Here is a 23,090-nt window from a genome sequence, read left to right as displayed (position 1 = left end):
TCAATCTCTTTGAACATAAAATCGGATATTTTCTAAATCAATTTATCAAAACCTATTAAAAGTTTAAACCGCTCAATCACCATTGAAATCAACAAACACACTCCCAAAAGAACGAGAAAAATAAGAAGTGGGCTGTAAAAGCCATAAATAAAATCAGGGAAATAGTAGTAGTAAATAAAGGTATGAAATAAAAAGATATTAAAGGAGTGAACCCCTATAAACTCAAGCGCTTTTTTACCCCATGAAAAGAAAAGTGAAAATTTGGTTGTCCAGATAATCAGTAAAATCCCAAAAAATGTATCGGCACGCACGCTATCAAAAAGCCATCCATGTTGCCTATACCATGCCATGAAAAGGGTAGCTACTAAAAGTATGAAAAAGCCCACTACGCCTCTTTTTTGAAACCATTCAAATAGGATTACAAGGCCGTTTCTTTGAGAGAGAAACACCCCCACAGCAAAAGGAAAAATCCAATCGTTCACCAAAGGGATAGGAACAAAAAGAAGTGCAGCACAAAAAGCCAAAAACCACCACCCAAAACGAGCACTTAAAAAATTGACCAATGGGAAAATTGCGTAAAGCACAATAATGAGGCTCATAAACCACCATGTCGCATTGTAGCCATAACTCACCCACGTAAACATATGAAACCCTAACATCTGAATCATAAAACCCTCAAAAGAGTGTTCTCCGTACACACTCAATAACGTTCTACCCATAAACCATGCACCAAAGGGAACAAACAACAGTGCAATGAGCCAATAATTCATATAGAGCTTAAGAAGCCTTCGTTTATAAAAAACGCCTAACTCCATCCCTCTTTTTTTAATCGATTCTGCCAAACCATAGCCACTTAACACCACGTAAATACCCACACACACCTTAGCCAACAAAGCCGTTTGAAAAACAAGCCATCCACTCTCAGGTTTCTCATAAAAAAGATGATGCCACAAAATGAGCATCAGTGCCATGCCCTTACTGGCATTGGTAATAGAAATGTCAAATTTTTCTAACACGGTTATCGCCTTGTATCAAAATGTAAATAGACTATCTTACTCGAAAAAAGCTTATTATGCTACAATTTTGCCTTTATTAGGAGTGTTTTTTGCTAGAAAGTATGCAAACGTATGAGCCTTTAATGGATCAACAACTTGTCATTTCATTATTTCAACACATTCATCCTCTTTGGTTTTATGGAATAATAGCTATCACTTTTTTTCTTATCATTACAATTTCACTGTGGAACTTTATGTTACGACGCAAGGTTGAACGTGTCATAAAACTGAATCTTGAAAATCAAAAAATTATTCTTCAACACGCCAAACAAGCCGCACTTGGTACACTCATTGGTAATATTTCACACCAATGGAGGGAACCTCTTTCCAACCTAAGCAGCATTAATCTCATGATGATGGCATATTTGGAGCACAATCAAACCATTGATAAAGCATTGTGGTATGAAAAACTAAAAAGCGTTGAAAATACATTGGATTTTATGTCTCAAACCATGCAAAATTTTTTAGAGTTTTACAAACCCTCTTCACAGTATGATACCTTTAATGTCTCCCAATCCATTTACCAAACCCTTAGTATTATTGAGACCCATATTCTTGCGGATAATGTTCATATAGAGGTACAAGGGGATATGAACGTTGAAATTTATGGGATTAAAAATGAATTTATGCAAGTTTGGCTTAATATTATTAACAATGCTTTGCAAGCATTTCACCCTGAACGTGTAGAAAAACGTAAAATTATCATTACGTTATCTCAAGAAAAAATTACTTTTTGTGACAACGCTAGAGGAAAAATAGCAGAAAATGCTCTTACAAAAGGACTCGGGCTTTCTATGTGTCAAACCATTCTAGAAAAATACGCTCAAAAACTCTTAATTTGTAACACCAAAGAGGGCGTGTGTGTCACCATTTTACGAAAGACCTAAGCGATACCCTGCTTCATTGACGGTTTGAATAAACTGCTTTCCTACCTTTTTTCGAAAACGCATTACAAAATTTAGCAGAGCTTGTTCACTCACATCATCAAAATTCCAAAGCGTTTCATACATCATCGTTTTGCTTACCACACGGTTTTGATGCTCTATTAAAAGCTCAACAAACGCTGTTTCTTTCTTATTTAAATCTATTTTATAACCCTCATTGGTAAATAAAATACGATTGTGTTTATCAAAAGCATACCCATTTTTTAACACAAGATGATTACTCGCACTTAGGCTTATAGAGCAGCGATTAAGGGTCTCAATCAACTCTTTGTATTTGACAGGTTTGAGCAAATATGCCATTAAATTCAGGGGAATTGCTCGAAGTAAGAACTCTTCATTTTTGTTCCCACTTAAGACAATTATAGGTATGGTTGTATTGGTATGGCGCACGGTCTCTATAAAGCTTAGAGCATTTTCATGGTGCACCTTAATATCAGAAATAATAATATCTATTTTTTGTGTTTGCAGTGTATTGTAGGCGATTTCTAGGGTATTGCAATGAAATATTTTATGTACAAAAAGCTCTAAAAGTGCCATAAAATTTTGGGCGAATTCTTCGTTGTCTTCTAGGAAGAGAATGTGCTTTTCTTTGAGAGTGTATATCATTAATGTCCACTTTTTTTGGTTTGCATTATACGCACTTTTAACTTTAATGTAAGCTAATATATCTCATCTATATCTCATTTCAAAAAAAATGAGTGGGATTTGTCTGTGATAAATGCACCGTATAATGAAGCAAGTAAGTCAATATTTTAGCTAGGAGGATCAGTGTGATTACCTTTCTTTGTTCCCTTGTTATCCTTTTTTTAGGATACGCTATTTATGGTAAATTTGTTGAGAAAACATTTGGAATGGACCCTCATCGTCCCACACCTGCCATCACGCAAGCAGACGGTGTTGATTTTGTTCCCATGGCAACATGGAAAGTTTATCTTATCCAGTTTCTTAACATTGCAGGACTTGGACCTATTTTTGGACCGATTATGGGTGCTTTGTATGGACCAGCTGCTTTTTTATGGATTGTTTTAGGTGCCATTTTTGCAGGTGGCGTGCATGATTATATGTCAGGTATGATGTCTGTTCGCAATAAAGGTAAAAGTATTGCAGAATTAGCAGGTGATTATTTGGGTGAAAGTAGCCGTTATGCCATGCTATTTGTCAGTGTCGTGCTTCTTTTATTTGTAGGGGTTGTTTTCATTGTAGGGCCTGCTGCACTTTTAGCTAACCTTACCTTTCAAACAGGAGGTGAGGGTGTTTTTGCTGGCACAATGTTTGCCGATAAAACATTTTGGATTGTCTTAATTTTTGCCTACTACTTTGTTTCAACCATCTTTCCTGTCGATAAAATTATTGGACGTATTTACCCCTTCTTTGGTGGTGTTTTAATGTTTATGGCCTTTGGTGTCGCTGGAGCTATGATATACCATGGTCTTGCAATCCCTGAGATTACAGAAATGGGAAATTATAGCCATCCACAAGGCACGCCTATTTGGCCAGCACTCTTTTTTACCATTAGTTGTGGCGCACTCAGTGGTTTTCATGCAACCCAATCCCCTCTTATGGCACGTACCCTGAAAAATGAAAATCTTGGTCGTAAAGTTTTTTATGGGGCTATGATTTCTGAAGCAGTGATTGCTATGATTTGGGCAGCTGTTGGCATGGCATTTTTCCCCAATGGCATTGCAGGACTTAGTGATGTCCTTGCAAAGGGTGGACCAGGTCTGGTGGTCAATGAAGTTACCGTGGGTTATCTTGGTATCTTAGGTGGTTTACTAGCTATCTTAGGTGTTATTGTAGCTCCTATTACTTCAGGGGATACTGCATTTCGTGCCATTCGTTTAACCATTGCAGATCGTTTCAATATTTCTCAAGCAAAAATCACCAATCGTCTAACGATTTCTTTGCCTATTTTCATTGTTGCGTTTTTCATTACGCAAGTTGGATTTGCTGCCATTTGGAAATACTTCACCTTCTCCAATCAAATGCTCTCCGCTTTTGCGCTTTGGACAGCTACAGCGTATTTGATTAAACACGGAAGAAATTTTTGGATGACTGCCCTTCCAGGCACGTTTATTACAGCCAGTTTAGTTGGGTATTTGCTAACGGCGAAAGAGTTTCCTTTTGGCTTAAGTCATGATGTTGCCATAAACAGTGGATTAGTAACTGCAACGGTGATTATGATTTATCTGGTGCGCTTAGGCATTGTACAAAAACGTAAATTTGCCAATGCCGTATAAACCTTTACGCTACGAGGGTATCCTCGTAGCACACTTCTTTACATGTAAATATATTTCATGACCAGTTTTATTGCTTTTAAGAGTTCATTTGAGGGTAGCATTCGAAGTAAAGAACCCTTGAAGATTCAAGGAGAGATCAAAGGAGATATTTTTTGCGATACCTCTGTTTGGATTGAATCAAAAGGGTATGTCTTCGGAGAAATTCACGCAAAAGAGGTCATTGTTCAAGGAATCTGCGAGGGGAATATTTTTTGTGAAAACCTTATCATTAAAACCTATGGCTCTTTTAAAGGAAATGTAAAAAGCACATGGCTTAGCATGGAAACAAAGGCTCGCTTTGAGGGTCAACGTACTCTTTGCATGACCGAAGATAAAACATCCCAAAAGCAGCGAAAACCCATAGAGCCTTTTGATACAGAAACGGTTCTACTCTAAGCGTTGATACAATGCTTTGATGTTCTCTTCAATTGCATCTTCTTTATACACCGCACTAATCACAGAGTACATTGCCACATCATGGGCATGCAAATGGACAATATTTTCTTGATTAATCCCACCAATCGCGCAAATGGGTATTTTTAAATGGGCTTTGGCCTCTTTTAAAAGGCTGTGTTCTACAACAGTACTGTTGGGCTTTGTAGGCGATGCAAAAAAAGAACCAAAAGCAACATAATCCGCACCTAACGCTTCGTAATGTAACGCTCTTTGAACATCACCATAACACGAAACACCTATAATTTTATCACGTCCCAATAGCGCACGTGCTTCTTCATAACTCACATCATCCATGCCTACATGTAAACCATCCGCATTGATTTCATGGGCAATTTCCAACCTATCATTGACAATAAAAAGTGCTTCATAATAATCACACAGGGCTTGAAGCCTAATACACTGCTTTAAAGCCTCTTCATCGCTGGCATATTTATTGCGGTATTGAATCATACAAACACCGCTTTTTAAAACACGCTCCATTTGTTCCAAAAGAGTATCATCGGGTGTTAACGTAGCATCGGTGAGGACGTAAAGTCCTTTAAGAAGGGATTTGTCTAGCATGAACCTCTCGCTTTATTTTTGCAAAGATTGTACAGACTCAAAGCTTAAAACGCCCAAGCACAAAAGAGATGCTTGAGCGAAGTAAAGAGTGCGTTAAGACTTAAATTTACCGAGCTCATTGTTGAGATTTTCGGTCATGACATGTAAATGCTCAGAGGCTTGTGAGACATTATCAATGCTTCCCACATTCTCTTTAGAAATCACATTGATTTTTTCTATTTCATCGACAATGGTTTTAATCTTAGAAGCGGTGTCAATAAAGTCATTGACCGTATGGTGAGAATCATCAATGGTTTTATGAATAATATCAGCCACACTGTTCATACCATCTTGCAGTTCAATAGAGATAGAAGCTAGCGCATTCACCTCTTGTGCATTTGTGGTAATATCGGTATTGGCATCCATAATAGATTGCACCACCACATTAATGGTCGCATCAATCTCCACTAAGCTCTTTTGGGTTCGCTCAGCTAGTTTTCGTACTTCATCGGCTACCACCGCAAAACCACGTCCATGCTCTCCTGCTCGTGCGGCTTCAATGGCAGCATTTAGGGCTAGAAGATTGGTCTGATCGGCAATATCTCGAATAATGCCTAAAACATCTTTGACTTCATTAGCATTGTGGCTTACTGTATTAAGACGCTCTGCTAAGTTTTGCTCTTTAAGCGCAGTCGCTTGCATGGTATGTTCTAGGTGTTCCACTTTACTTTTAACATCAGAGATGTCTTTTTGGGTATCAGAGAGTGCTTGTTGAGAGGCTTTGGCTTTAAGCACAGAGGTTTCAATACTTTTTACCAAAGCAATGCCCTCTTCTTTGGTATGTTCTACAATACGAGATTCTGCATCCACGTTTCGTACCACTTCTGAAGCCGTACGAGAGAGCTCTTCTGAGATAGAAGCATTTTCATTACTGATGGTTTTTGATTTTTTAACAATCTCATGGAGTTTTTCAATAAACTTATTGATATTACGAGAGACTTGTGCAAACTCATCATTGGCTGTAGCTGAGAGTCTTTGTCTTAAATCTCCCTCTGAACTGGAAAGCTCTTCTACCACACTGTTAAGATTATCTAGGGGTTTGAGCAAGGTTTTAATCAAAATTACCATAATCCCTATGGAGAGAATGAGCATGATGATACCTACAATGATAAGCTCACTCATTTGTTTATTTAAAAAGGCATAAGCGACTTCTTCATCAAACGTAATGGCAGGAACCCATCCGCCTGTCTCTTTAGAGACTTTAAACGCAATAATTTTTACCTTACCATTTTTAGTATATTCCACTAAACCTGTATCTTTTCCTGCTAATTTTTGAGCAAGTTCTGCATTTACACTCTTAAGCTCTTTGCCTAAGAACTCTTTATTTGGATGGGCAATAAAAACCCCTTGTGTATCAAAAAGTGTTCCATAACCGCCATTAAAATTCACATCAGCAGTAGCCTTAATCAGTACATCCAATGCAATATCTAAAATGACACCCCCTAAAAACTTTCCTTCTTTCATAATGGGAGCCATAATGGAAACAATAAGTTTATTGGTCGTAGCATCTACATACGCATCAGTCACACCTACCTTTTGAGTGCTTTTAAGCGTTTTGTACCATCCACGTACCCGAGGATCATACCCTTTTGGCATAGCCGTTCCAGAACCTGTGTACGCAACACCATCTTCCAACCCAATGGTTGTATCAAAACCACCCAATGATTTGGTCGTCTCTTGTAAAATAGCAATCACGCTTGTTCTTTCCATGGTATGAACATCACTTAAATAACGCCCTGCACTTTCAACACCACTTTTTTTACCAGCTACCCACGCATCAATATAATCGGTTAATCCACGTGCTGCCATTTTAAGGCTCTCTTCTACTTGTATGACACTGTTCTTCTTGGTATCTACGTAACTAATAAAACTAAAAATAGTCAAACTTAAAAACATTAAAACCGAGATGGTCATAATCACCTTTGCCTTAAAAGACATATTAACTCCTTATCCTCATAATTTCTTACCCTAAGTATATCGACATAACGTTATAAATGTGTTGCATCAGATGAGCATTTTGTTACCACTTCGCAATAAAGTTTCATTAAAATAGTTTAACTATCTCACTGGAGTCTTTTATGCCTTTTTCGCTTCCTCTTCTTTTAAAACAACTGAGCATCAAACACCGTTTTTACTTAGGATTTTTTACTATTTTTATCGCATTCCTTATTATGGGAGTGATTTATATGCTGCATTACAGACACAATCAAAACTTTTTTGATACCCAAATTCACCAATCCAAAATACTCAATGAAAACCTGAAAAAAAACACCCTCGTCAACGCTCAAACCATCGAAGCTTTTTCCACACTGGAAACTCAAGCCAAAGGCATTTCAACCCTTTACAATGACCTCTCAACACTTAGAACCCTAAGAGATGAACTGACAACACTCAATTTTAAACCCTCCCAACAACGAAAAATGGAACGTATCATTCAAGAATTGGGGGCATGGCAAAATAGTAGCGCAGGAAAACATCCTTTTATTGCTCCTTATGCCATGCAATTTACCATTTTGACCCAACGGCTAAGCAGTGAGGCAAACGAAGATGTGGTACGTGATATTAATCTGGTTATTGAAGATATTACAGGTAAAATCATTGATGAAGCATTAAAAGTAAACGATAAAACACACACAAGTATGCGTGAATTAAAAGAGAATATAAGCTACTTAAACACCCATCTTGAACAAGATACACACACCCTTGAAAAGAGCCATCATGCGCTTGAAAACCTTCAGCAAACCAATGAAGAAGGAACCTTTTACCTCGCTCTTGCTTCTATCTTTTTTGTAGCAACCCTTTTGTTTCTGCTATATGCCATCCGCTTGATTGTTATGGAAACCCTGAACATGGGCGAACACTTTCAAAAACTTATTCATGACCCACGTTACATTGATTTTCGCCATAAAATCATTATTCCCCCTGCCAATAAAGATGAATTAGATGGTATTGCCCGTGTCATTGGTACGGTTTTTTTACATGTAGAACAAACCATTCTTCATATTCGTGATATTTCAAACCATTCACATACTTCTGCACAAAGTTTGCAACATACATCGCAAACACTGCTTAGCACGATTCACGAACAAGAAAGCAGTATTGAAAATATGACAACACCTATACAAACTCTTCAACATACCCTAAGCCAATCCGAAGGGGTGAGTGAGCAAACCAAAGAGACTTTGGAGCAAAACATACAGGTGATGGAGCATTTTATGCGTGATTTATCAAGCCTTCATGATGATGTGACACAAAGCCAAAATGAACAACATGCCATTCATACTGAAATGCAAAAACTAACACAGCATGTGGCACAAATGCAAACGGTTTTTAATTTGATTGATGAAATAGCTGATCAAACCAATCTTTTAGCTTTAAATGCTGCCATTGAAGCCGCACGTGCGGGAGAGCATGGACGAGGTTTTGCCGTAGTAGCGGATGAAGTGCGAAAGCTGGCTGAGCGAACCCACGAAAGTTTGGGAAATATTGATGTGATTGCAAAAGAGATTATTGAGGGAGTTGGGCACAACACCCAAAGATTAAACCACATGAGTGTACTTATGGTTGATACAGGTAAGCGTATGGCTTCCTTAGAGCAGATTGCTGTTCAGACACAAAAAGAAATTACGCACTCTCTTGGCACCGCCAATGAAGCCTTAAGTCTTTCACACACCGTATCACACAATGTTAATACACTTATTGCGCAAATGCAAGACACGCTAAAACTTAGTGTCACCAACAAAGATAAAGGTCAAATGGTCGCAAACGTTTCTGAAGAGCTTTTTGAAATCTCACACACCCTCAATAACCTGCTCTCAAAATTTTTACATGTAAAGCATTCTTAATTGCTAAGGGTAGCATCTCTTTGCCTTTTATAAGGCTTAGAGAGAAGTGAAGTGATAGACTCTTGAGCTTTGCCCAAGAGTCGTGTAAAAGTAGGAACTAAAACTTACCTTTTTCCTTAAGCTTTTTATACCACGCATTGTGAAGAAACTTAACTTCTTCTTCTTCGACATACCCTGTAATAATACTATGCACTGCCCCTTTAATGGCAAACATAGACATATAGACATGGGTAATAAAGAGGGCGACAACCGCAAAGCCCATCACATTATGCACAATAGCGGCAACTCTTAGAAGGTCTATTTGAGAAAGACCTGTGAGGTTATGCAACATCTCCATTTTAAAATCTAAGAAGAACATCATTGCCCCACTTAGAATCATGGTAATGCCACCAAGTATTGCCACCCAGTACCACATCTTTTGACCTGCGTTAAATTGGGTAGCATTAATCACTTGTTTCTCTTTAGAGAGGTATCCTCCTAAAATCATAAACCATTTGACATCTTCAAGGTTAAAGAGTGCCTCTTTCAGCCACATGAGTGCCATAGGAATGACCACAATCGCAAAGGGAATGGTAAAGATACCATGAAGGTTTTTTGCCATTCGAACGAGTGTTCCTCCACCAAAGAAATCACCAAAAACGATAATAAAGCCTGTTGGAACGAGTACCAAAAAGCTTACTGCTGCAATTTGGTGAACGGTTCGATGAAACAGGTTAAAGGCATAATGTTTTTTCTCACTGTGTGGGAAGACTTTAGGGCCTACCAGTTTATAGTGTAAGAAGAAGACACTTGGTACACCAATGAGGACAGCTAGAAATATCCATGCAAAGTATTTGCCTTGAAGCAAGGTAAAGAGTGCTCCTAATTTCAAGGTCTCTTCTTGTCCGTACCCTAGGATATTTTGTATGCGCATCTCACCCCAGATTTGGCTATCCGTAGCCATTGCCACGGATGCCAAAGCCAGAGTCGCAATGAACATATAAATGACTTTTTTCATTGCGAATCCTTTCATTGGTTTTTATACGCCTTATCCCATCCATAAGGTGCATTAGCCCCTTTACCTCGTGTTGCGACACGTGCTCTAAAGACATTCGCAACCGATTGGGCATCGCCTACAAGTAAGGCTTTGGTGGAACACATGGCTGCACACACAGGTACTTTGCCCTCTGCGATTCTATTTTGACCATAGAGATGTCGCTCTTTTTCAGAGTTAGTCTCTAAAGGACCACCTGCACACATGGTACATTTATCCATTGCCCCTTTAGCACCAAAGGCGCCATCACGAGGAAATTGTGGTGCACCAAATGGACATGCGTACAAGCAGTATCCACAGCCTATACATGTCTCTTTATCATGAAGAACGATTCCATCTTCTCGGATATAAAAACAATCCACTGGGCATACTTGCTCACATGGAGCGTCTGTACAGTGCATACATGCAATCGATGTACTCATTTCCTTACCAGGTATTCCTTCATTGATTGTGACAACTTTTCGTCTACTGATACCAACGGGTAGCTCATGTGCTTCCGCACATGCGACGCTACAGCCATCACACTCGATACATCTGCTCTCATCGCAGTAAAATTTCATTCTTGCGTATTCCATCATCCACCCCCTACGCTTTTTCTACGCGGCATAAGCCGCCTTTGGTTTCAGGAATCTGAGTAATGATGTCATAGCCATAGTTGGTAACGGTATTGACACTCTCTCCGCTTGCATACGGTTTTGTTCCCGCTGGGAAATTACCCGTTCTGTCTGTTCCTTGGAAATATCCTGCAAAGTGAAACGGCATAAAGACCATATCAGGTAACACTGTATATGAGTATTTTGCTTTCACTTTAATTTTTGTACCCTCAGGTGAATGTACCCACATCATTCCACCGTTTCGAATGCCATGTTTTAGCGCTAAATCAGGGTGAATGTCACAGAACATCTCAGGGGTTAAAGCTGCAATGTACTTAGAAGCACGGTTTTCGATACCCGCACCGTTCATCGTCACAAGTCGTCCTGTGACCATGTTGATTGGGAAATCTTTGGCATAATCTTGCGCACTTTGAACAGAGATATACTTCGTCATAACACGGAAGTGATTTGCTTTATCTGGATATGCTGGGTATTTTTGTGCCAAATCGGTTCGTGGTGAGTGCAATGGCTCTCTGTGCATTGGGATATGATCTGGGAAGTTCCAAACAATTGCTCTTGCTTTTGCATTTCCATACGGACAAACACCCGCTTCGAGGCACTTTTGAACCAAAATACCGCTGTTATCAACTTTCCAGTTTGCACCACATGCCGCTTTTTCTGCTTCAGTAAGCGTAATGCCAAGCACTTTTTCGATGTTCTCTTTGGTGATCTCAGGATACCCTGTCTCAATTTTTGAGCCTTTAGGGAAAGAGCCCTTTTCAGCTAAAAGGTTGACACCATCTTTTTCTAAACCAAAGTTATTTCTAAAGCCCATACCACCCTCAGCAACAGTAATGCTGGTATCGTAAAGGTTTGGAGAACCGCCGTGTGTTTTCGTCCAACAAGGCCATGGAAGTCCGTAGTATTCACCTTTCATTGGTCCCATACCCGCACCTGTAACTTCATCAAACATATGCCAGTTGTCGGTATGTTTTTTAACTCTCTCCGCTGTCCATCCCGTTAAACCGATGGTTTTGATGATACGTGCAATTTCATTGGTCGCATCTTCTGGCCATACAAACTCTTTTTTATTTGGAATCATCTCTAATTTGCCATCTTTGGTCTCTTGCATCAACATACCCTTGGTATATTGCTCATAAAAACCTAGACGCTTTGCAAGCTCAAACATAATGTCTTGATCGGCTTTGCTCTCATAAAGAGGCTCGACGACTTTATAACGCCATTGCGCACTTCTATTGGTTGCAACAACCAAACCACTGGTCTCAAACTGCGTTGCTGCTGGAAGAATGAAGACGTTGTCTTTTTTATCGGTTAAGATAGCCGCTTCGTTGACAAATGGATCGGCTAAAACAAGGAGATCTAAATTATCAAGACCTTCTTTGATTTTGGCCTGTTGCGCCACAGAGGTAATACCATTACCCATAACAACAAGGGCTTTTAAAGGGGTACCTGCATTTTCAATTTTTTCATCAGACTTAACATTTTGAACACCAGCCCACCAACGTGCCAGTGAAAAGCCATTTTTTTCCATCCATGAAGCATCTTTAAACTGAGAAACGAGGTAATCATACTCTACACCCCACTGTTTAGCGAAGTATTTCCAAGAGCCTGCTGCTAGACCATAGTAGCCTGGAAGTGAGTCTGCCAAACATCCCATATCGGTTGCACCTTGAACATTGTCGTGTCCACGAAGAATGTTGGTACCTCCACCTGCTTTTCCCATATTACCAAGAGCAAGTTGAAGAATTGGTGCCATACGAGTATTACTGGTTCCAATGCTATGTTGGGTTAGACCCATAGCCCAAATAAGAGTTCCTGGGCGATTTTTTGAATATAAGGTTGTAATTTGAATCAATTTTTCAGCAGGAACGCCTGTGACATCGGCAACCACTTCTGGTGTCCATTTTTTTGCCTCTTCACGAATTTTATCCATTCCAAAAACACGTGCATCAATATACTCTTTGTCATCCCAACCATTTTGGAAAATAATATTGAGCATACCATACATAAACGGAATATCAGTTCCTGGGCGAATTTGTGCAAAAATATCTGCTTTTGCTGCTGTTTTAGTAAAACGTGGATCAATAACAATAAGTTGAGAGTTATTTCTCTCTTTTGCTTTTAAAAAGTGTTGAAAACCAACAGGGTGGTTTACGGCAGGATTTGCGCCAAAAATAATAATTGCTTTAGACTTTTGAATATCTCCAAGAGAATTCGTCATAGCACCGTATCCAAATGTATTCGCTACACCAGCGACTGTGGAAGAGTGTCAGATTCTTGCTTGATGGTCTGTGTTATTAGTACCAAAAAAAGCTGCAAATTTTCTAAAGTAGTAGGCTTGCTCATTACTCATTTTCGCTGAACCTAAAAATTGAACAGCGTCTGCGCCATCTTTTTTCTTAAGGTCTGCTAGTTTGGTTGCAATGCGGTTAAGCGCATCGTCCCATGAAAGACGTTTCCATTGACCGTTCTCTTTGACCATTGGGTATTTAAGGCGTACTTCTGATCTGACCATATCGATCATATCAGCACCCTTACAGCAGTGTCCACCAAGGCTGATTGGGTGGTCTTGAGCAACTTCTTGACGAACCCATACACCGTTTTGAACTTCTGCAATTACACCACATCCCACAGAACATGACGTACAGATAGTTTTAACTTTTTTGCTTCCAGGAAATGGGTTTTTCACCTCTTCCTCTGTTGCGGCTCTCGTTACTTTTTCACTTGAAAAACCAGAAGTTGCGCCAAATACGCTAGCAACCGCTGCCATTTTAAGGAAAGAACGACGACCCACAGTCGTGCTTAGAGCACGGATGGTATCATTTTGCATGATGTGTGCCTCCTAGTTTATAGAGCAGATTTGTAATAATCTTCCCATGCTTGTGTTTTTGTGTAGGTAATCTCTTTCTTTTTCGATTTGCCTACAACAACGCCATTGGATCCCTTTGTAACGGATGAACTCGCTTGCAAGCTTGCAACGCCAACGGCAGTTACAGCACCTGCAAGAGCAGCTTTTTTAACAAAGCCACGTCTGCTTTCATTCATACAATGCTCCTTGTATAAATTAATCCCTTAAAACTTAAGAGATTGCCCCAAAAAAGAATTTTTTTTCGGGCAATCTCTTTGGATTGCCTTAGACTTCTACTGCTTTTTTGGCTTTATCTGCCTCTTTTTTAGCTTTGTTTTCAGCCCTACGTCTGGCTTCTGCCCCTGAGAGTATCTCTAAAGGTTGTGGTTTTTGAGTGCGTTCAACCTCTTTTAAAGGTGGTTTTGCTACTTCAAAATACATACGCTCAAATGCAATAAAAGCATTAAGAACAATGGCAACAGACTGATACATTTTTGCCATAGGATGCTCATACACTTTTACAATAAACTCATCAATGAACGGGTTGACAACCTCTGTAAAAAGACAATGCTGAAGCGTCTCGTACTCTTTTTGATCGTGCATAATTAATTCAATTAATTCATGCATAAACGTAAAAATAAATCCCACACTGTCTTCATTTTCTTTAAAATGTTTCTCATCACGTCTGATTTTTGTTTTGGCTAAAAAGTTTTTAACCTCTAATTGCTTCTTACCACTTTCAACACCCTCATCATAATACGAAGCCGTATTGCGCACCACTTTATAAGAAGGATTGTGAAAAAGATCATCGTATTCTTGAGTAAATGCCTCTTCGCCACCTTGGGCTAAAAAAAGTTGAATCTCCTTCAGTGCTTCGCCTGAATTCTCATCAATAGGATTTTGAGCCATGATGCTTAAGGCTTCTTCTAACCCCTTGTAACGCTCTGGACTGGTGGTGAAGACAAACATCTTACTCAAAAAACCATAGTAGAGTGAACGGGCTTTATTAACCGATTCTTTATTTATCATTGATTTATTCCTTAATTTCCTAAAGTCAATAAAAGTAGACCAAAAGAGTCCTATTTACCTTCTGAAAGACAAAAAGCTTGAAAACAAGGGATAAGCACGACTTTAGCGTGAAAGTATTGCCCCTTTTTTTATGCTTCTTTCTCTCGTTCAGTAAACAAACTTTTACCGATTTAGGAAAATGTACCATAGGTAAGCTTAGGTAAAAAATGTGTTTATAAAGTAATAAAAAAACTTAAATATAGCTTAAATATGCAAATTAAGCATATTGCTCAGAGGATAAAAGCAGATGGCGAAGTATACCTAATAATAGTTAAAATCACGTCCGATTAAGAAAAAATTCTTTACATGTAATCATTTTTGAATATGGTTCTCACTTAAGCATTCTCTAATTTGAGTTACTCTAATATATGAGCAATTGTTCATATGAACACTTATCTAAATAAGGGAGCTGTTATGGGTGATGAATTTTGCAGTTGTGACATTTTGCATGAAAACCTCATTGAAATTGTGAAGAAAAAAATGCCTCAAGAAGAGAAACTGTACGATTTGGCGGAACTTTTTAAGGTCTTTGGTGATACCACACGGGTTAAAATTATCTCCGCTCTTTTTGAAGCAGAACTCTGCGTGTGCGATATTGCCGAGCTTTTAGGCATGAGTCAATCTGCCATTTCGCATCAATTGCGTGTGCTTCGTCAAGCACGGCTTGTCAAACACCGCAAAGAGGGAAAAGTTGTTTTTTACTCTCTCGATGATGACCACATTAAAAGTATTTTTAATCAAGGACTAGAACATATATTAGAACCACGAGGATTTGACCATGCAGTTTTCTAAAGAACCCCAAAGTTGTGCCACAACACAGGAGAGTTGTTGTTCAAGATGCCAACCTATTGTTGCGGTACATCAGCACGATGCCCACGAGCATCACCATGACCACGGTGCTCACGAGCATGAGCATCATCACCACCATGAACACACCGATGAAAGCCTTAAAGAGATGCTAAGCTCATCACAATTTTATGCCTTTTGTGTGGGGGCTGTTTTATTTGTTTTTGCCCTTTTTATGGATGAGAGTCACCCATGGATGCTGGCAACTTACATCGCTAGTTTTCTTTTAGTCGGAGGTGAAATTCTCTACGCCGCACTTCGGAATCTTTTTAGAGGAAAACTCTTTGATGAAAACTTTTTAATGGGACTCGCCACGGTGGGTGCTTTTAGTATCGGCGAGTATCCTGAGGGTGTTTCGGTTATGCTTTTCTTCCGTATTGGTGAGTTTTTTCAAGATTTGGCAGTAGCCCGCTCACGCAAATCCATTACCAAACTGATGGATATTCGCCCTGATTTTGCCACCCTTTATACCGAAGATGGGGAGAAAAGAGTTGAGCCTAATGAGGTCACATTGGGAAGTCGTATTTTGATTAAACCAGGGGAAAAAATTCCTTTGGATGGGATCATTATAGAGGGGTTTTCTACACTCGACACCTCAGCCCTTACAGGAGAGTCTCTTCCCAAAGAGGTGAGCAAAAACGATGAAGTGCTCTCAGGAAGTATCAATAAAACAGGTCTTTTAAGAGTTGAGACGACCAAACTTTTTGCAGATTCTACGGTTTCCAAAATTCTTGATTTGGTACAAAATGCTAGCAGTAAAAAGGCTAAAACAGAGCAATTCATCACCCATTTTGCGAAATACTACACCCCCTTTGTTGTAATTTCAGCCGCATTGCTTGCTTTTGTCCCACCGCTTCTGATTGAAGGGGCTGTGTTTAGCGAGTGGTTTAGACGCTCTTTGGTCTTTTTGGTTGTCTCATGCCCTTGCGCATTAGTGGTTTCTATTCCTTTAAGCTTTTTTGGAGGCATTGGGGGTGCATCACGCAATGGTATTTTGGTCAAAGGTGGAAACTTTCTTGAAGCACTCAACGGGGTTGATACTGTAGTCTTTGATAAAACAGGAACGCTCACCAAAGGTATTTTTAGTGTCACACAGATTAAAGCGTATGCAGGGCATCGTGAAGAAGAGGTGCTTCGACTTGCAGCCCTTGCGGAGATGCACTCTAACCATCCCATCGCACTTTCCATTAAACGTGCGTACAATCAACCGCTTAATGCTCTCATCAACACCTACGAAGAGCTCGCAGGCTATGGGGTGAGAGCTGTGATTGAGGGTAAAAACGTCTTGGTCGGAAATGATAAACTTTTAAAAGAACAAGGTATTGCCCATGAGCAGGCAAACACATCGCACAACAGTGTGGTTTATGTTGCCTTAGAAGATCAGTTCATAGGGTATCTACTTATTGAGGATGCGCCCAAAGAGGAGAGTAAAGAGGCGATTTTAGCGCTTCATGCCCTTGGCATTAAAGAAATTATTATGCTCACAGGAGATACCAAAGAAACGGCACATGCTGTGGCAAACACACTGGGTATCGCACACGTAGAAGCGGAACTCTTACCGCATCAAAAAGTTGAAAAACTCGAAGAGATTATGGCGAGAAAAACAGGCAAAGGCAAAACCGTTTTTGTGGGTGATGGCATTAACGATGCCCCTGTTTTAGCACGTGCAGACATTGGCATTGCCATGGGAGGCGTTGGCTCAGATGCCGCCATTGAAGCGGCTGATGTGGTCATTATGACCGATGAAATCACCAAAGTGGCTACGGCTCTTAAAATTGCCAAAAAAACCCATGCCATTGTTTGGCAAAATATCATCTTTGCACTTGGGGTTAAAGGTGCAATCCTCATTATGGGTGCCTTTGGTGTTGCTACCATGTGGGAAGCGGTTTTTGGGGATGTGGGTGTTGCTTTGATTGCTGTTTTAAATGCTACACGGGTTCTCACCCACAAATAATGCTTGAAACGCTCTTAACTTGAAGAGCGTTTTTTCCTTACATGTAAAAACAAAATTCATTTTAGAGTACACTATACAAACTCTTTTACAAAGGATGCGTATGAATGTACAAACCGATGAAACCTTACAGATGCGTTACGACACTGAGACACAAACACTGGTCATTACGACACCAAAAGGCTTAAGCATTGCGCTAAATGATGCCACAGGAAGCATTACCCTAGAGCACTCTCCACACACCAAACTTACGTTAAACGATAAAGGGATTTGCTTGGAAGGAGACAGCATTGAGATTCACGCCATTGCAGAACTTTCCCTTAAAACCTCAGGTCTCATGCGCCTTAATGGTGCGATGATCACGCTTAATTAAGGAGCATGTATGCCACTTGCTGCACGCATAACGGATTTTCACACCTGCCCAATGGTCACACCCGCCATTCCGCCCGTACCTCACGTCGGAGGTCCTATCATTGGACCTGGTGTGGCTACGGTACTCATTGGCAAACTGCCTGCTGCAGTGGTAGGTGACCAGTGTGTTTGCGTAGGACCTCCTGATAGAATTATTCAAGGTTCGTCTACTGTTTTTATTGGAGGCAAACCCGCAGCACGCATGGGGGATGTAACCGAACATGGTGGGGTAATTGCCCTAGGATACCCAACGGTTCTCATTGGAGGGTAGCCACCTTTTTTTAGTTACATGTAAAGCATTAAATGCCTTAAATGCTTTACATGTAACGCTGATTAAAAAATAGGCAATAAAATGTCTATAGGCTCTCTTTGTCTGCTTAATTTTGTGCTAAACTGCTTTCATTACATTTGAGTAAAAGGGCAAAGGTACACAGCCATGGTCGAGTCTCACAGTCCCCTCTACGATGCTTTTAAAGGCATATTAAACACCATTGATCCCCAACGGGTTCAAGAGCTTCTCTCCTACATGAACACGGAGGCGATTAACTTCAATTTATTCAAAAACAACGCCTTTATTGAGCGTAAGTTTCCTTTTGACATTATTCCTCGGATTGTATCGCCTGAAGAGTTTTCCTATCTTGAAAAAGGGATTCAACAGCGTATTTGTGCTCTCAATCTTTTTCTCGAAGATATTTACGGAGCACAAAAGATTTTGAAAAATGGTGTGATTCCTAGCGAATTTGTCTTCTCCTCTAAGGCTTATTTGCCCGCTTTTGCCAACACACCTGTTTCGAAAAATATTCGTGTACACATCAGCGGTATTGATTTGGTTAAAAACAGCGTGGGTGATGGCTGGGTGGTGCTTGAGGATAATTTACGAGTGCCTAGTGGGGTGAGTTATCCGCTCTCTTTGCGTATGCTTACCCGTAAAGTCTTTCCTGAATTTTTTGAAAAACTTCCTATTCGCAGTGTGCACAATTATCCTAAAATGCTTGAAAAGGCAATGAGTTATGTCAACACAGGAGGCATTAACGTCATTTTAACCCCAGGTCGCTATAACTCGGCCTTTTATGAACATTCGTATCTTGCCAAAGAGAGCGGAGCGGTTCTGGCGAATGGGGAAGATTTGGTGGTGGAAAAAGATAAACTCTACCTCAAGACTTACAGTGGTAAAAAAGCCCGTGTGGGAGCGCTTTATCGAAGATTGGACGATGAAGCACTTGATCCTATTGAGTTTAATCCTGATTCGTTAATTGGCGTTCCTAACATTACACAAATCTACCGTATGGGCAATGTAGCACTCATGAACAGCATTGGAAATGGCATTGCTGATGATAAGGGTATTTACTACTTTGTTCCTGAGATGATTCGCTACTACCTCAAAGAAGAGCCCATTTTACAAAATGCCCCAACCTATTTGGCGTTTTTTGAGAAAGACCGCCAGTACATCTTACAAAATATGCGTAACCTTGTCATTAAAGATGTTGCAGAAGCAGGAGGCTATGGCGTTCTTTTTGGTTCATTATTGAGTAAACCTGAGCGAGAAAAACTTAAAGATGCAATTTGTGCAGAGCCTAGGCGTTTTATTGCTCAAGAGATTATTGAGTTTTATGACATTGAGTGTTTGGACGATACAGGGGCGTTTTCACCTCGCAAAGCAGATTTACGTATGTTTTCCATTTACGGTGAAGAGATTTTTGTTTGGCCAGGAGGGCTGACCCGTTTTGCGATGGATCCTTCAAGCTACATTGTCAATTCTTCACAAGGTGGTGGTTTTAAAGACACATGGGTCTTAAAGGAGAGCAGATGATTCTAATATCCCCACAAAGAGCGGAGTATCTTTATTGGATGGGGCGTTACATTCAACGAGCAGAGAGCATGACACGTCTTGTGATAAGCTTATTTGACAAAATTTTAGATGAAGATTTTGATGATGCAAAAAAGGTGTATTCAAATTTAGGCATCACCCTAACCTATGACTCCTCACAAGCATTTTTACGCCAAAGTGTTTTTGATGTGGAATACGCAAGTCTTTTGTCCGTTATTAGCGCAGCACGGGAGAATGCCATTTTGACACGCCCTAACCTCTCGCACCGTATGTTTAGCCGTATTAACGCACTCTATCTTGCTTACCAAAAAGCCAAAGAGGAACGTACGGTTTCACTCTATTGGTTAGAAAGCACCTTGCAAGAATTGGATGCCATTTGGGGAAATTTGGAACTCTCTTTAGTCGAATCCAAAGAGGTACCCTTAATTCAATTGGGTAAAGTCATTGAGCGAATGGATCTTAATATTCGTATTTACGATAGTATGGAAGCAGCGGTTTTAGACCTTGAAAAGCTCAATAGCATTGCGCATAAAATTCGTCCAAATTCCAAACCCATAGGGCTATCGTCCAGTCAAAAACAAAAACTATTACACAAAATAAATTCAGTTTATGGAACACTAGCTTATGTCACAGAGAGTTAATTTTTCTTATGCATTTTCCCTTCACTTCAAAGAAGCCATACGCAAACACGCCTTTTGTTTGCGTATGCTTCCTTTAAACAATGCCATGCAAACACTTTTGCAGTGGAAATTATTGATTAATGAGAATGAAGTGCCTTTTTATCGCACCAAAGATGGCTTTGGCAATGATGTGCTCTTTGGTACCATTGAAAAATCGCATCGCCAGTTTGAAGCAAAACTCAGTGGCAGTGTTGCGTTTCATGGAAGTTACCAATACACCGACAATGATAACGCATCTTTGTACCTTCACCCCACAACACTCACACCCTTTTCAAGCTTTTCTCGTGAGTATTTGGATGCCCTCATGCTTCCGCTCTCCGCACTCAGTCTGGCTAAAATGCTCAATCAAACCATTTTTCAGAACTTTGAGTATGAAGCAGGTATTTCAACGACCTCTTGTGATGCCAATGCGCTTCTTTTGCGTCATAAAGGGGTATGCCAAGACTTTAGCCATTTGTTAATAACGCTCTTACGCCTTAAGGGGATTCCTGCACGGTATGTGGCGGGATTTATTGATGGAGAGGGAGAGAGTCATGCGTGGGTTGAAGCGTTTATTGATGGGTATTGGAGAGGGTTTGATCCCACACATGGCATTATGCTTGAGCACCAATCTTACATCAAAATTGCGCACGGCAGAGACTTTATGGACTGCCGTTTAAACCGTGGTGTCTTTATAGGGAAAAGCCAACAATCTTTACATGTAAATGTCAGCGTTGGAAGGGATGAGCAATGATAGAAGAGTTTTTTAGCGTTAAACTTCCTGTGGATGAGAGCTTAAAACTAAGACGTAACCGTTTTCATCCTCATGATATTAACACCTCAACCAAACGTATTTCTATTATTACAGGAACACACGGCGATGAGCTTGAGGGTCAGTATGTGTGTTATTTGCTCACAAAGTGGCTAAGAGAAAATCCAGATAAAATCAAGGGCATTATCGATATTTATCCCTCAATGAATCCAATGGGAATTGATAGCATTAGCCGCAATTTTCCTTTTTATGATGTTGACCTCAACCGTACATTTCCAGGGCATACAGCAGATTTTTTACCTGCACAAGTTGCCAATGCCATTACCCAAAGTGTCAAAGGAAGTGACTTTGCTATTGATATTCATGCCAGCAATATTTTTTTAAAAGAGCTTCCACAAGTACGCATCAGTCGTTCCAATGCGGATACCCTCGTCCCCTTAGCAGAAAAGTTGGGCATTGAGTTTATTTGGGTACACGATGCAGTCACCGTTTTAGAATCAACCTTTTCACATACCCTCAACACCTTAGGGACAAAAACCCTTGTGGTGGAGATGGGCGTTGGTATGCGTATTAGTAAAACGTATGGGGAAAACCTTAGCCATGGCATTTTAAATCTAATGGCACATGCTGACATTATTGATCTACCTGAGCATCCCATACAAGCGTCTATCTCCAATCATCATTCACATGTTCATTTTATTAATGCCTCAGAAGCAGGGATTTTTATTCCTACCTTAGAGCATAATGTGCTGGTAAAAAAAGGTGAAATATTGGGTGAAATTATCGACCCTTTGGAGGGTGTGGTGAAAGAGCGTTTATTAAGCCCGTGCGATGGATTGTTATTTACGATTCGGGAGTATCCTGTGGTGTATGAGGGCTCCTTATTAGCACGTATTTTAGAAAATCATTTTGAGGAGAATGCATGAGAGAAGAGGTTTTATGTGAACTAACCTCCCTAAGCCGTGAGCCTTTGCGTATTAAAGGCTTTCGCTTTGGCACACCCCATGCAAAACCTTCGTGTGTCATCGTAGGTCCCTTAAGTGGCACGGCCATTGATCAACTGTGGGTTGCTTCACGCATGGTGCGTTTTTTACGTCAAAAAGAGCTTGAAAACCCTGCTTTTATTCAAGGAGAAATTCTCATTGTTCCTGCGGTAAATCCCTATTCTTTTAATATGGGAAAATCATTTTGGACACTTGATAATACCGATATTGACACGATGTTTCCTGGTTATGATAAAGGCGAAACCACACAAAGAATTGCCGCAAAACTCTTTGAGAAAATCAACCATTTTGATACAGCCATACTCCTAGAAGCCCGTAAAGACAGAAGCGAGTGTATTCCCTATGTTAAAGTGCTCACAACAGGTTATGAAAAGGTGGAAATGGCACGTGCTTTTGGGCTTGAATTTATTTATCATAAAGAGCCAACCCCTAGTGATACGGTCTCATTACCCTACAATTGGCAGATTTGGAATACGCAAGCTTTTTCCATTGTTTCAGGTAAAAAAGGTACCCTTCGCAAGTTAGAATCTGCTAAAGTCTTTGATGCGCTGATTCGTTTTTTAAGTCAAAAAGGGTTAATCAACTATAAAACATTTGAGGGTGCAACAGGCAATATTATTACCAATAAGAACATTCACGTCATTAAAAGCACTGCAGCAGGGCTTTTTGATGCCTTAGCCTCTATTGGTGATTATGTCATACATGGACAACCCATTGCTCGGGTTTATCATTCGTTGGATGGCTCTTTATTGCAAACCATTCTTGCGCCATCGGAGGGAGTTATTTCATGCAAATACGATTATCCGCTCATTTTCCAAAATGCGGTGGCATTTCGTATTATTAGTCTAAATTCCTAAACAAAAAGTTTACATGTAAACCT

The 23,090-nt window shown here is 40.0% G+C and carries 22 protein-coding genes; 13 read left to right on the top strand and 9 right to left on the bottom strand.

Features of this window, described 5'->3' with window-relative positions:
• Positions 1-32 precede the first annotated feature (32 nt).
• A complete protein-coding gene (locus SULBA_RS04330) occupies positions 33-1,016 on the bottom strand; it encodes an acyltransferase family protein (protein WP_014769051.1) in 984 nt (327 codons plus the stop codon).
• An 89-nt stretch (positions 1,017-1,105) separates the two neighbouring features.
• On the opposite strand from SULBA_RS04330, the gene SULBA_RS04325 reads away from it, so the two are divergent.
• Positions 1,106-1,942: a sensor histidine kinase gene (locus SULBA_RS04325; RefSeq protein ID WP_014769050.1), complete on the top strand. Its 837-nt coding sequence runs from the start codon at positions 1,106-1,108 to the stop codon at positions 1,940-1,942.
• Here SULBA_RS04325 and SULBA_RS04320 read toward each other — a convergent pair.
• Positions 1,928-2,605 carry a response regulator transcription factor gene (locus SULBA_RS04320; RefSeq protein ID WP_014769049.1) on the bottom strand — a complete coding sequence of 226 codons (678 nt, stop codon included), beginning with the start codon at positions 2,603-2,605 and terminating at the stop codon, positions 1,928-1,930. The genes SULBA_RS04325 and SULBA_RS04320 overlap by 15 nt on opposite strands.
• 164 nt (positions 2,606-2,769) lie before the next feature.
• Between SULBA_RS04320 and SULBA_RS04315 the strand changes: the two genes are divergently transcribed.
• Complete coding sequence (locus SULBA_RS04315; protein ID WP_014769048.1) at positions 2,770-4,236, top strand: carbon starvation CstA family protein; 1,467 nt, start codon at positions 2,770-2,772, stop codon at positions 4,234-4,236.
• A gap of 57 nt (positions 4,237-4,293) precedes the next feature.
• The gene (locus SULBA_RS04310) at positions 4,294-4,671 is read left to right on the top strand and encodes a bactofilin family protein (RefSeq protein ID WP_014769047.1); all 378 of its coding nucleotides are present in this window, start codon (positions 4,294-4,296) and stop codon (positions 4,669-4,671) included.
• Here SULBA_RS04310 and thiE read toward each other — a convergent pair.
• Positions 4,663-5,292, bottom strand: a complete 630-nt coding sequence (gene thiE, locus SULBA_RS04305; protein ID WP_014769046.1) for a thiamine phosphate synthase — start codon at positions 5,290-5,292, stop codon at positions 4,663-4,665. The two genes, SULBA_RS04310 and thiE, sit on opposite strands and share 9 nt — an antisense overlap.
• A gap of 93 nt (positions 5,293-5,385) precedes the next feature.
• Entirely contained in the window at positions 5,386-7,269 is a 1,884-nt protein-coding gene (locus SULBA_RS04300; protein ID WP_014769045.1) for a methyl-accepting chemotaxis protein, read from the bottom strand.
• Between the two features lie 140 nt (positions 7,270-7,409).
• On the opposite strand from SULBA_RS04300, the gene SULBA_RS04295 reads away from it, so the two are divergent.
• Positions 7,410-9,176: a methyl-accepting chemotaxis protein gene (locus SULBA_RS04295; protein ID WP_014769044.1), complete on the top strand. Its 1,767-nt coding sequence runs from the start codon at positions 7,410-7,412 to the stop codon at positions 9,174-9,176.
• A 97-nt stretch (positions 9,177-9,273) separates the two neighbouring features.
• Here the strand turns inward: SULBA_RS04295 and SULBA_RS04290 are convergent, their stop codons facing one another.
• The 5 genes from SULBA_RS04290 to SULBA_RS04265 all read right to left on the bottom strand — a co-directional run bounded on the left by SULBA_RS04290 (position 9,274) and on the right by SULBA_RS04265 (position 14,700).
• The gene (locus tag SULBA_RS04290) at positions 9,274-10,173 is read right to left on the bottom strand and encodes a formate dehydrogenase subunit gamma (protein ID WP_014769043.1); all 900 of its coding nucleotides are present in this window, start codon (positions 10,171-10,173) and stop codon (positions 9,274-9,276) included.
• Positions 10,174-10,184: 11 nt separating this feature from the next.
• The gene (fdh3B, locus tag SULBA_RS04285; RefSeq protein ID WP_172634069.1) at positions 10,185-10,787 is read right to left on the bottom strand and encodes a formate dehydrogenase FDH3 subunit beta; all 603 of its coding nucleotides are present in this window, start codon (positions 10,785-10,787) and stop codon (positions 10,185-10,187) included.
• Between the two features lie 7 nt (positions 10,788-10,794).
• The gene (locus tag SULBA_RS04280; protein ID WP_245391440.1) at positions 10,795-13,653 is read right to left on the bottom strand and encodes a formate dehydrogenase subunit alpha; all 2,859 of its coding nucleotides are present in this window, start codon (positions 13,651-13,653) and stop codon (positions 10,795-10,797) included.
• A gap of 17 nt (positions 13,654-13,670) precedes the next feature.
• Positions 13,671-13,868, bottom strand: a complete 198-nt coding sequence (locus SULBA_RS04270; RefSeq protein ID WP_014769039.1) for a twin-arginine translocation signal domain-containing protein — start codon at positions 13,866-13,868, stop codon at positions 13,671-13,673.
• Positions 13,869-13,956: 88 nt separating this feature from the next.
• Positions 13,957-14,700: a TorD/DmsD family molecular chaperone gene (locus SULBA_RS04265; protein ID WP_014769038.1), complete on the bottom strand. Its 744-nt coding sequence runs from the start codon at positions 14,698-14,700 to the stop codon at positions 13,957-13,959.
• 453 nt (positions 14,701-15,153) lie between these two features.
• Here SULBA_RS04265 and SULBA_RS04260 point away from each other — a divergent pair, with 453 nt between their 5' ends.
• From SULBA_RS04260 to SULBA_RS04220, 9 genes are all read left to right on the top strand, one after another.
• Complete coding sequence (locus SULBA_RS04260) at positions 15,154-15,531, top strand: ArsR/SmtB family transcription factor (RefSeq protein ID WP_014769037.1); 378 nt, start codon at positions 15,154-15,156, stop codon at positions 15,529-15,531.
• A complete protein-coding gene (locus SULBA_RS04255; protein ID WP_014769036.1) occupies positions 15,518-17,539 on the top strand; it encodes a heavy metal translocating P-type ATPase in 2,022 nt (673 codons plus the stop codon). The genes SULBA_RS04260 and SULBA_RS04255 overlap by 14 nt, the downstream gene beginning before the upstream one ends.
• A 100-nt stretch (positions 17,540-17,639) precedes the next feature.
• Complete coding sequence (locus SULBA_RS04250; protein WP_041671806.1) at positions 17,640-17,909, top strand: hypothetical protein; 270 nt, start codon at positions 17,640-17,642, stop codon at positions 17,907-17,909.
• Positions 17,910-17,918: 9 nt separating this feature from the next.
• The gene (locus SULBA_RS04245; RefSeq protein WP_014769035.1) at positions 17,919-18,218 is read left to right on the top strand and encodes a PAAR domain-containing protein; all 300 of its coding nucleotides are present in this window, start codon (positions 17,919-17,921) and stop codon (positions 18,216-18,218) included.
• 165 nt (positions 18,219-18,383) lie between these two features.
• A complete protein-coding gene (locus SULBA_RS04240) occupies positions 18,384-19,757 on the top strand; it encodes a circularly permuted type 2 ATP-grasp protein (RefSeq protein ID WP_014769034.1) in 1,374 nt (457 codons plus the stop codon).
• Complete coding sequence (locus SULBA_RS04235) at positions 19,754-20,416, top strand: alpha-E domain-containing protein (RefSeq protein WP_014769033.1); 663 nt, start codon at positions 19,754-19,756, stop codon at positions 20,414-20,416. Before SULBA_RS04240 ends, SULBA_RS04235 begins: the two co-directional genes overlap by 4 nt.
• The gene (locus SULBA_RS12715) at positions 20,400-21,188 is read left to right on the top strand and encodes a transglutaminase-like domain-containing protein (protein ID WP_014769032.1); all 789 of its coding nucleotides are present in this window, start codon (positions 20,400-20,402) and stop codon (positions 21,186-21,188) included. The genes SULBA_RS04235 and SULBA_RS12715 overlap by 17 nt, the downstream gene beginning before the upstream one ends.
• Positions 21,185-22,132, top strand: coding sequence for a M14 family metallopeptidase (locus SULBA_RS04225; protein ID WP_014769031.1), 948 nt, complete (start codon positions 21,185-21,187; stop codon positions 22,130-22,132). The genes SULBA_RS12715 and SULBA_RS04225 overlap by 4 nt, the downstream gene beginning before the upstream one ends.
• Positions 22,129-23,067 (top strand): M14 family metallopeptidase, encoded by a 939-nt coding sequence (locus tag SULBA_RS04220; RefSeq protein ID WP_014769030.1) that lies wholly within the window; start codon positions 22,129-22,131, stop codon positions 23,065-23,067. Before SULBA_RS04225 ends, SULBA_RS04220 begins: the two co-directional genes overlap by 4 nt.
• The last annotated feature ends 23 nt before the right edge of the window (positions 23,068-23,090 follow it).

Origin of the sequence: Sulfurospirillum barnesii SES-3 (genome assembly GCF_000265295.1) — a bacterium.
Classification (GTDB): Bacteria; Campylobacterota; Campylobacteria; order Campylobacterales; family Sulfurospirillaceae; genus Sulfurospirillum; species Sulfurospirillum barnesii.
Note: the sequence above shows the minus strand (reverse complement) of the source record. Positions and strands in the feature narration are given on the sequence as shown.

Coding starts and splice junctions, on each gene's coding strand:
- SULBA_RS04320 (WP_014769049.1), bottom strand. CDS start 2,605: ATGATATACACTCTCAAAGAAAAGCACATTCTCTTCCTAGAAGACAAC.
- SULBA_RS04310 (WP_014769047.1), top strand. CDS start 4,294: ATGACCAGTTTTATTGCTTTTAAGAGTTCATTTGAGGGTAGCATTCGA.
- thiE (WP_014769046.1), bottom strand. CDS start 5,292: ATGCTAGACAAATCCCTTCTTAAAGGACTTTACGTCCTCACCGATGCT.
- SULBA_RS04300 (WP_014769045.1), bottom strand. CDS start 7,269: ATGTCTTTTAAGGCAAAGGTGATTATGACCATCTCGGTTTTAATGTTT.
- SULBA_RS04295 (WP_014769044.1), top strand. CDS start 7,410: ATGCCTTTTTCGCTTCCTCTTCTTTTAAAACAACTGAGCATCAAACAC.
- SULBA_RS04290 (WP_014769043.1), bottom strand. CDS start 10,173: ATGAAAAAAGTCATTTATATGTTCATTGCGACTCTGGCTTTGGCATCC.
- fdh3B (WP_172634069.1), bottom strand. CDS start 10,787: ATGATGGAATACGCAAGAATGAAATTTTACTGCGATGAGAGCAGATGT.
- SULBA_RS04270 (WP_014769039.1), bottom strand. CDS start 13,868: ATGAATGAAAGCAGACGTGGCTTTGTTAAAAAAGCTGCTCTTGCAGGT.
- SULBA_RS04265 (WP_014769038.1), bottom strand. CDS start 14,700: ATGATAAATAAAGAATCGGTTAATAAAGCCCGTTCACTCTACTATGGT.
- SULBA_RS04260 (WP_014769037.1), top strand. CDS start 15,154: ATGGGTGATGAATTTTGCAGTTGTGACATTTTGCATGAAAACCTCATT.
- SULBA_RS04255 (WP_014769036.1), top strand. CDS start 15,518: ATGCAGTTTTCTAAAGAACCCCAAAGTTGTGCCACAACACAGGAGAGT.
- SULBA_RS04250 (WP_041671806.1), top strand. CDS start 17,640: ATGAATGTACAAACCGATGAAACCTTACAGATGCGTTACGACACTGAG.
- SULBA_RS04245 (WP_014769035.1), top strand. CDS start 17,919: ATGCCACTTGCTGCACGCATAACGGATTTTCACACCTGCCCAATGGTC.
- SULBA_RS04240 (WP_014769034.1), top strand. CDS start 18,384: ATGGTCGAGTCTCACAGTCCCCTCTACGATGCTTTTAAAGGCATATTA.
- SULBA_RS04235 (WP_014769033.1), top strand. CDS start 19,754: ATGATTCTAATATCCCCACAAAGAGCGGAGTATCTTTATTGGATGGGG.
- SULBA_RS12715 (WP_014769032.1), top strand. CDS start 20,400: ATGTCACAGAGAGTTAATTTTTCTTATGCATTTTCCCTTCACTTCAAA.
- SULBA_RS04225 (WP_014769031.1), top strand. CDS start 21,185: ATGATAGAAGAGTTTTTTAGCGTTAAACTTCCTGTGGATGAGAGCTTA.
- SULBA_RS04220 (WP_014769030.1), top strand. CDS start 22,129: ATGAGAGAAGAGGTTTTATGTGAACTAACCTCCCTAAGCCGTGAGCCT.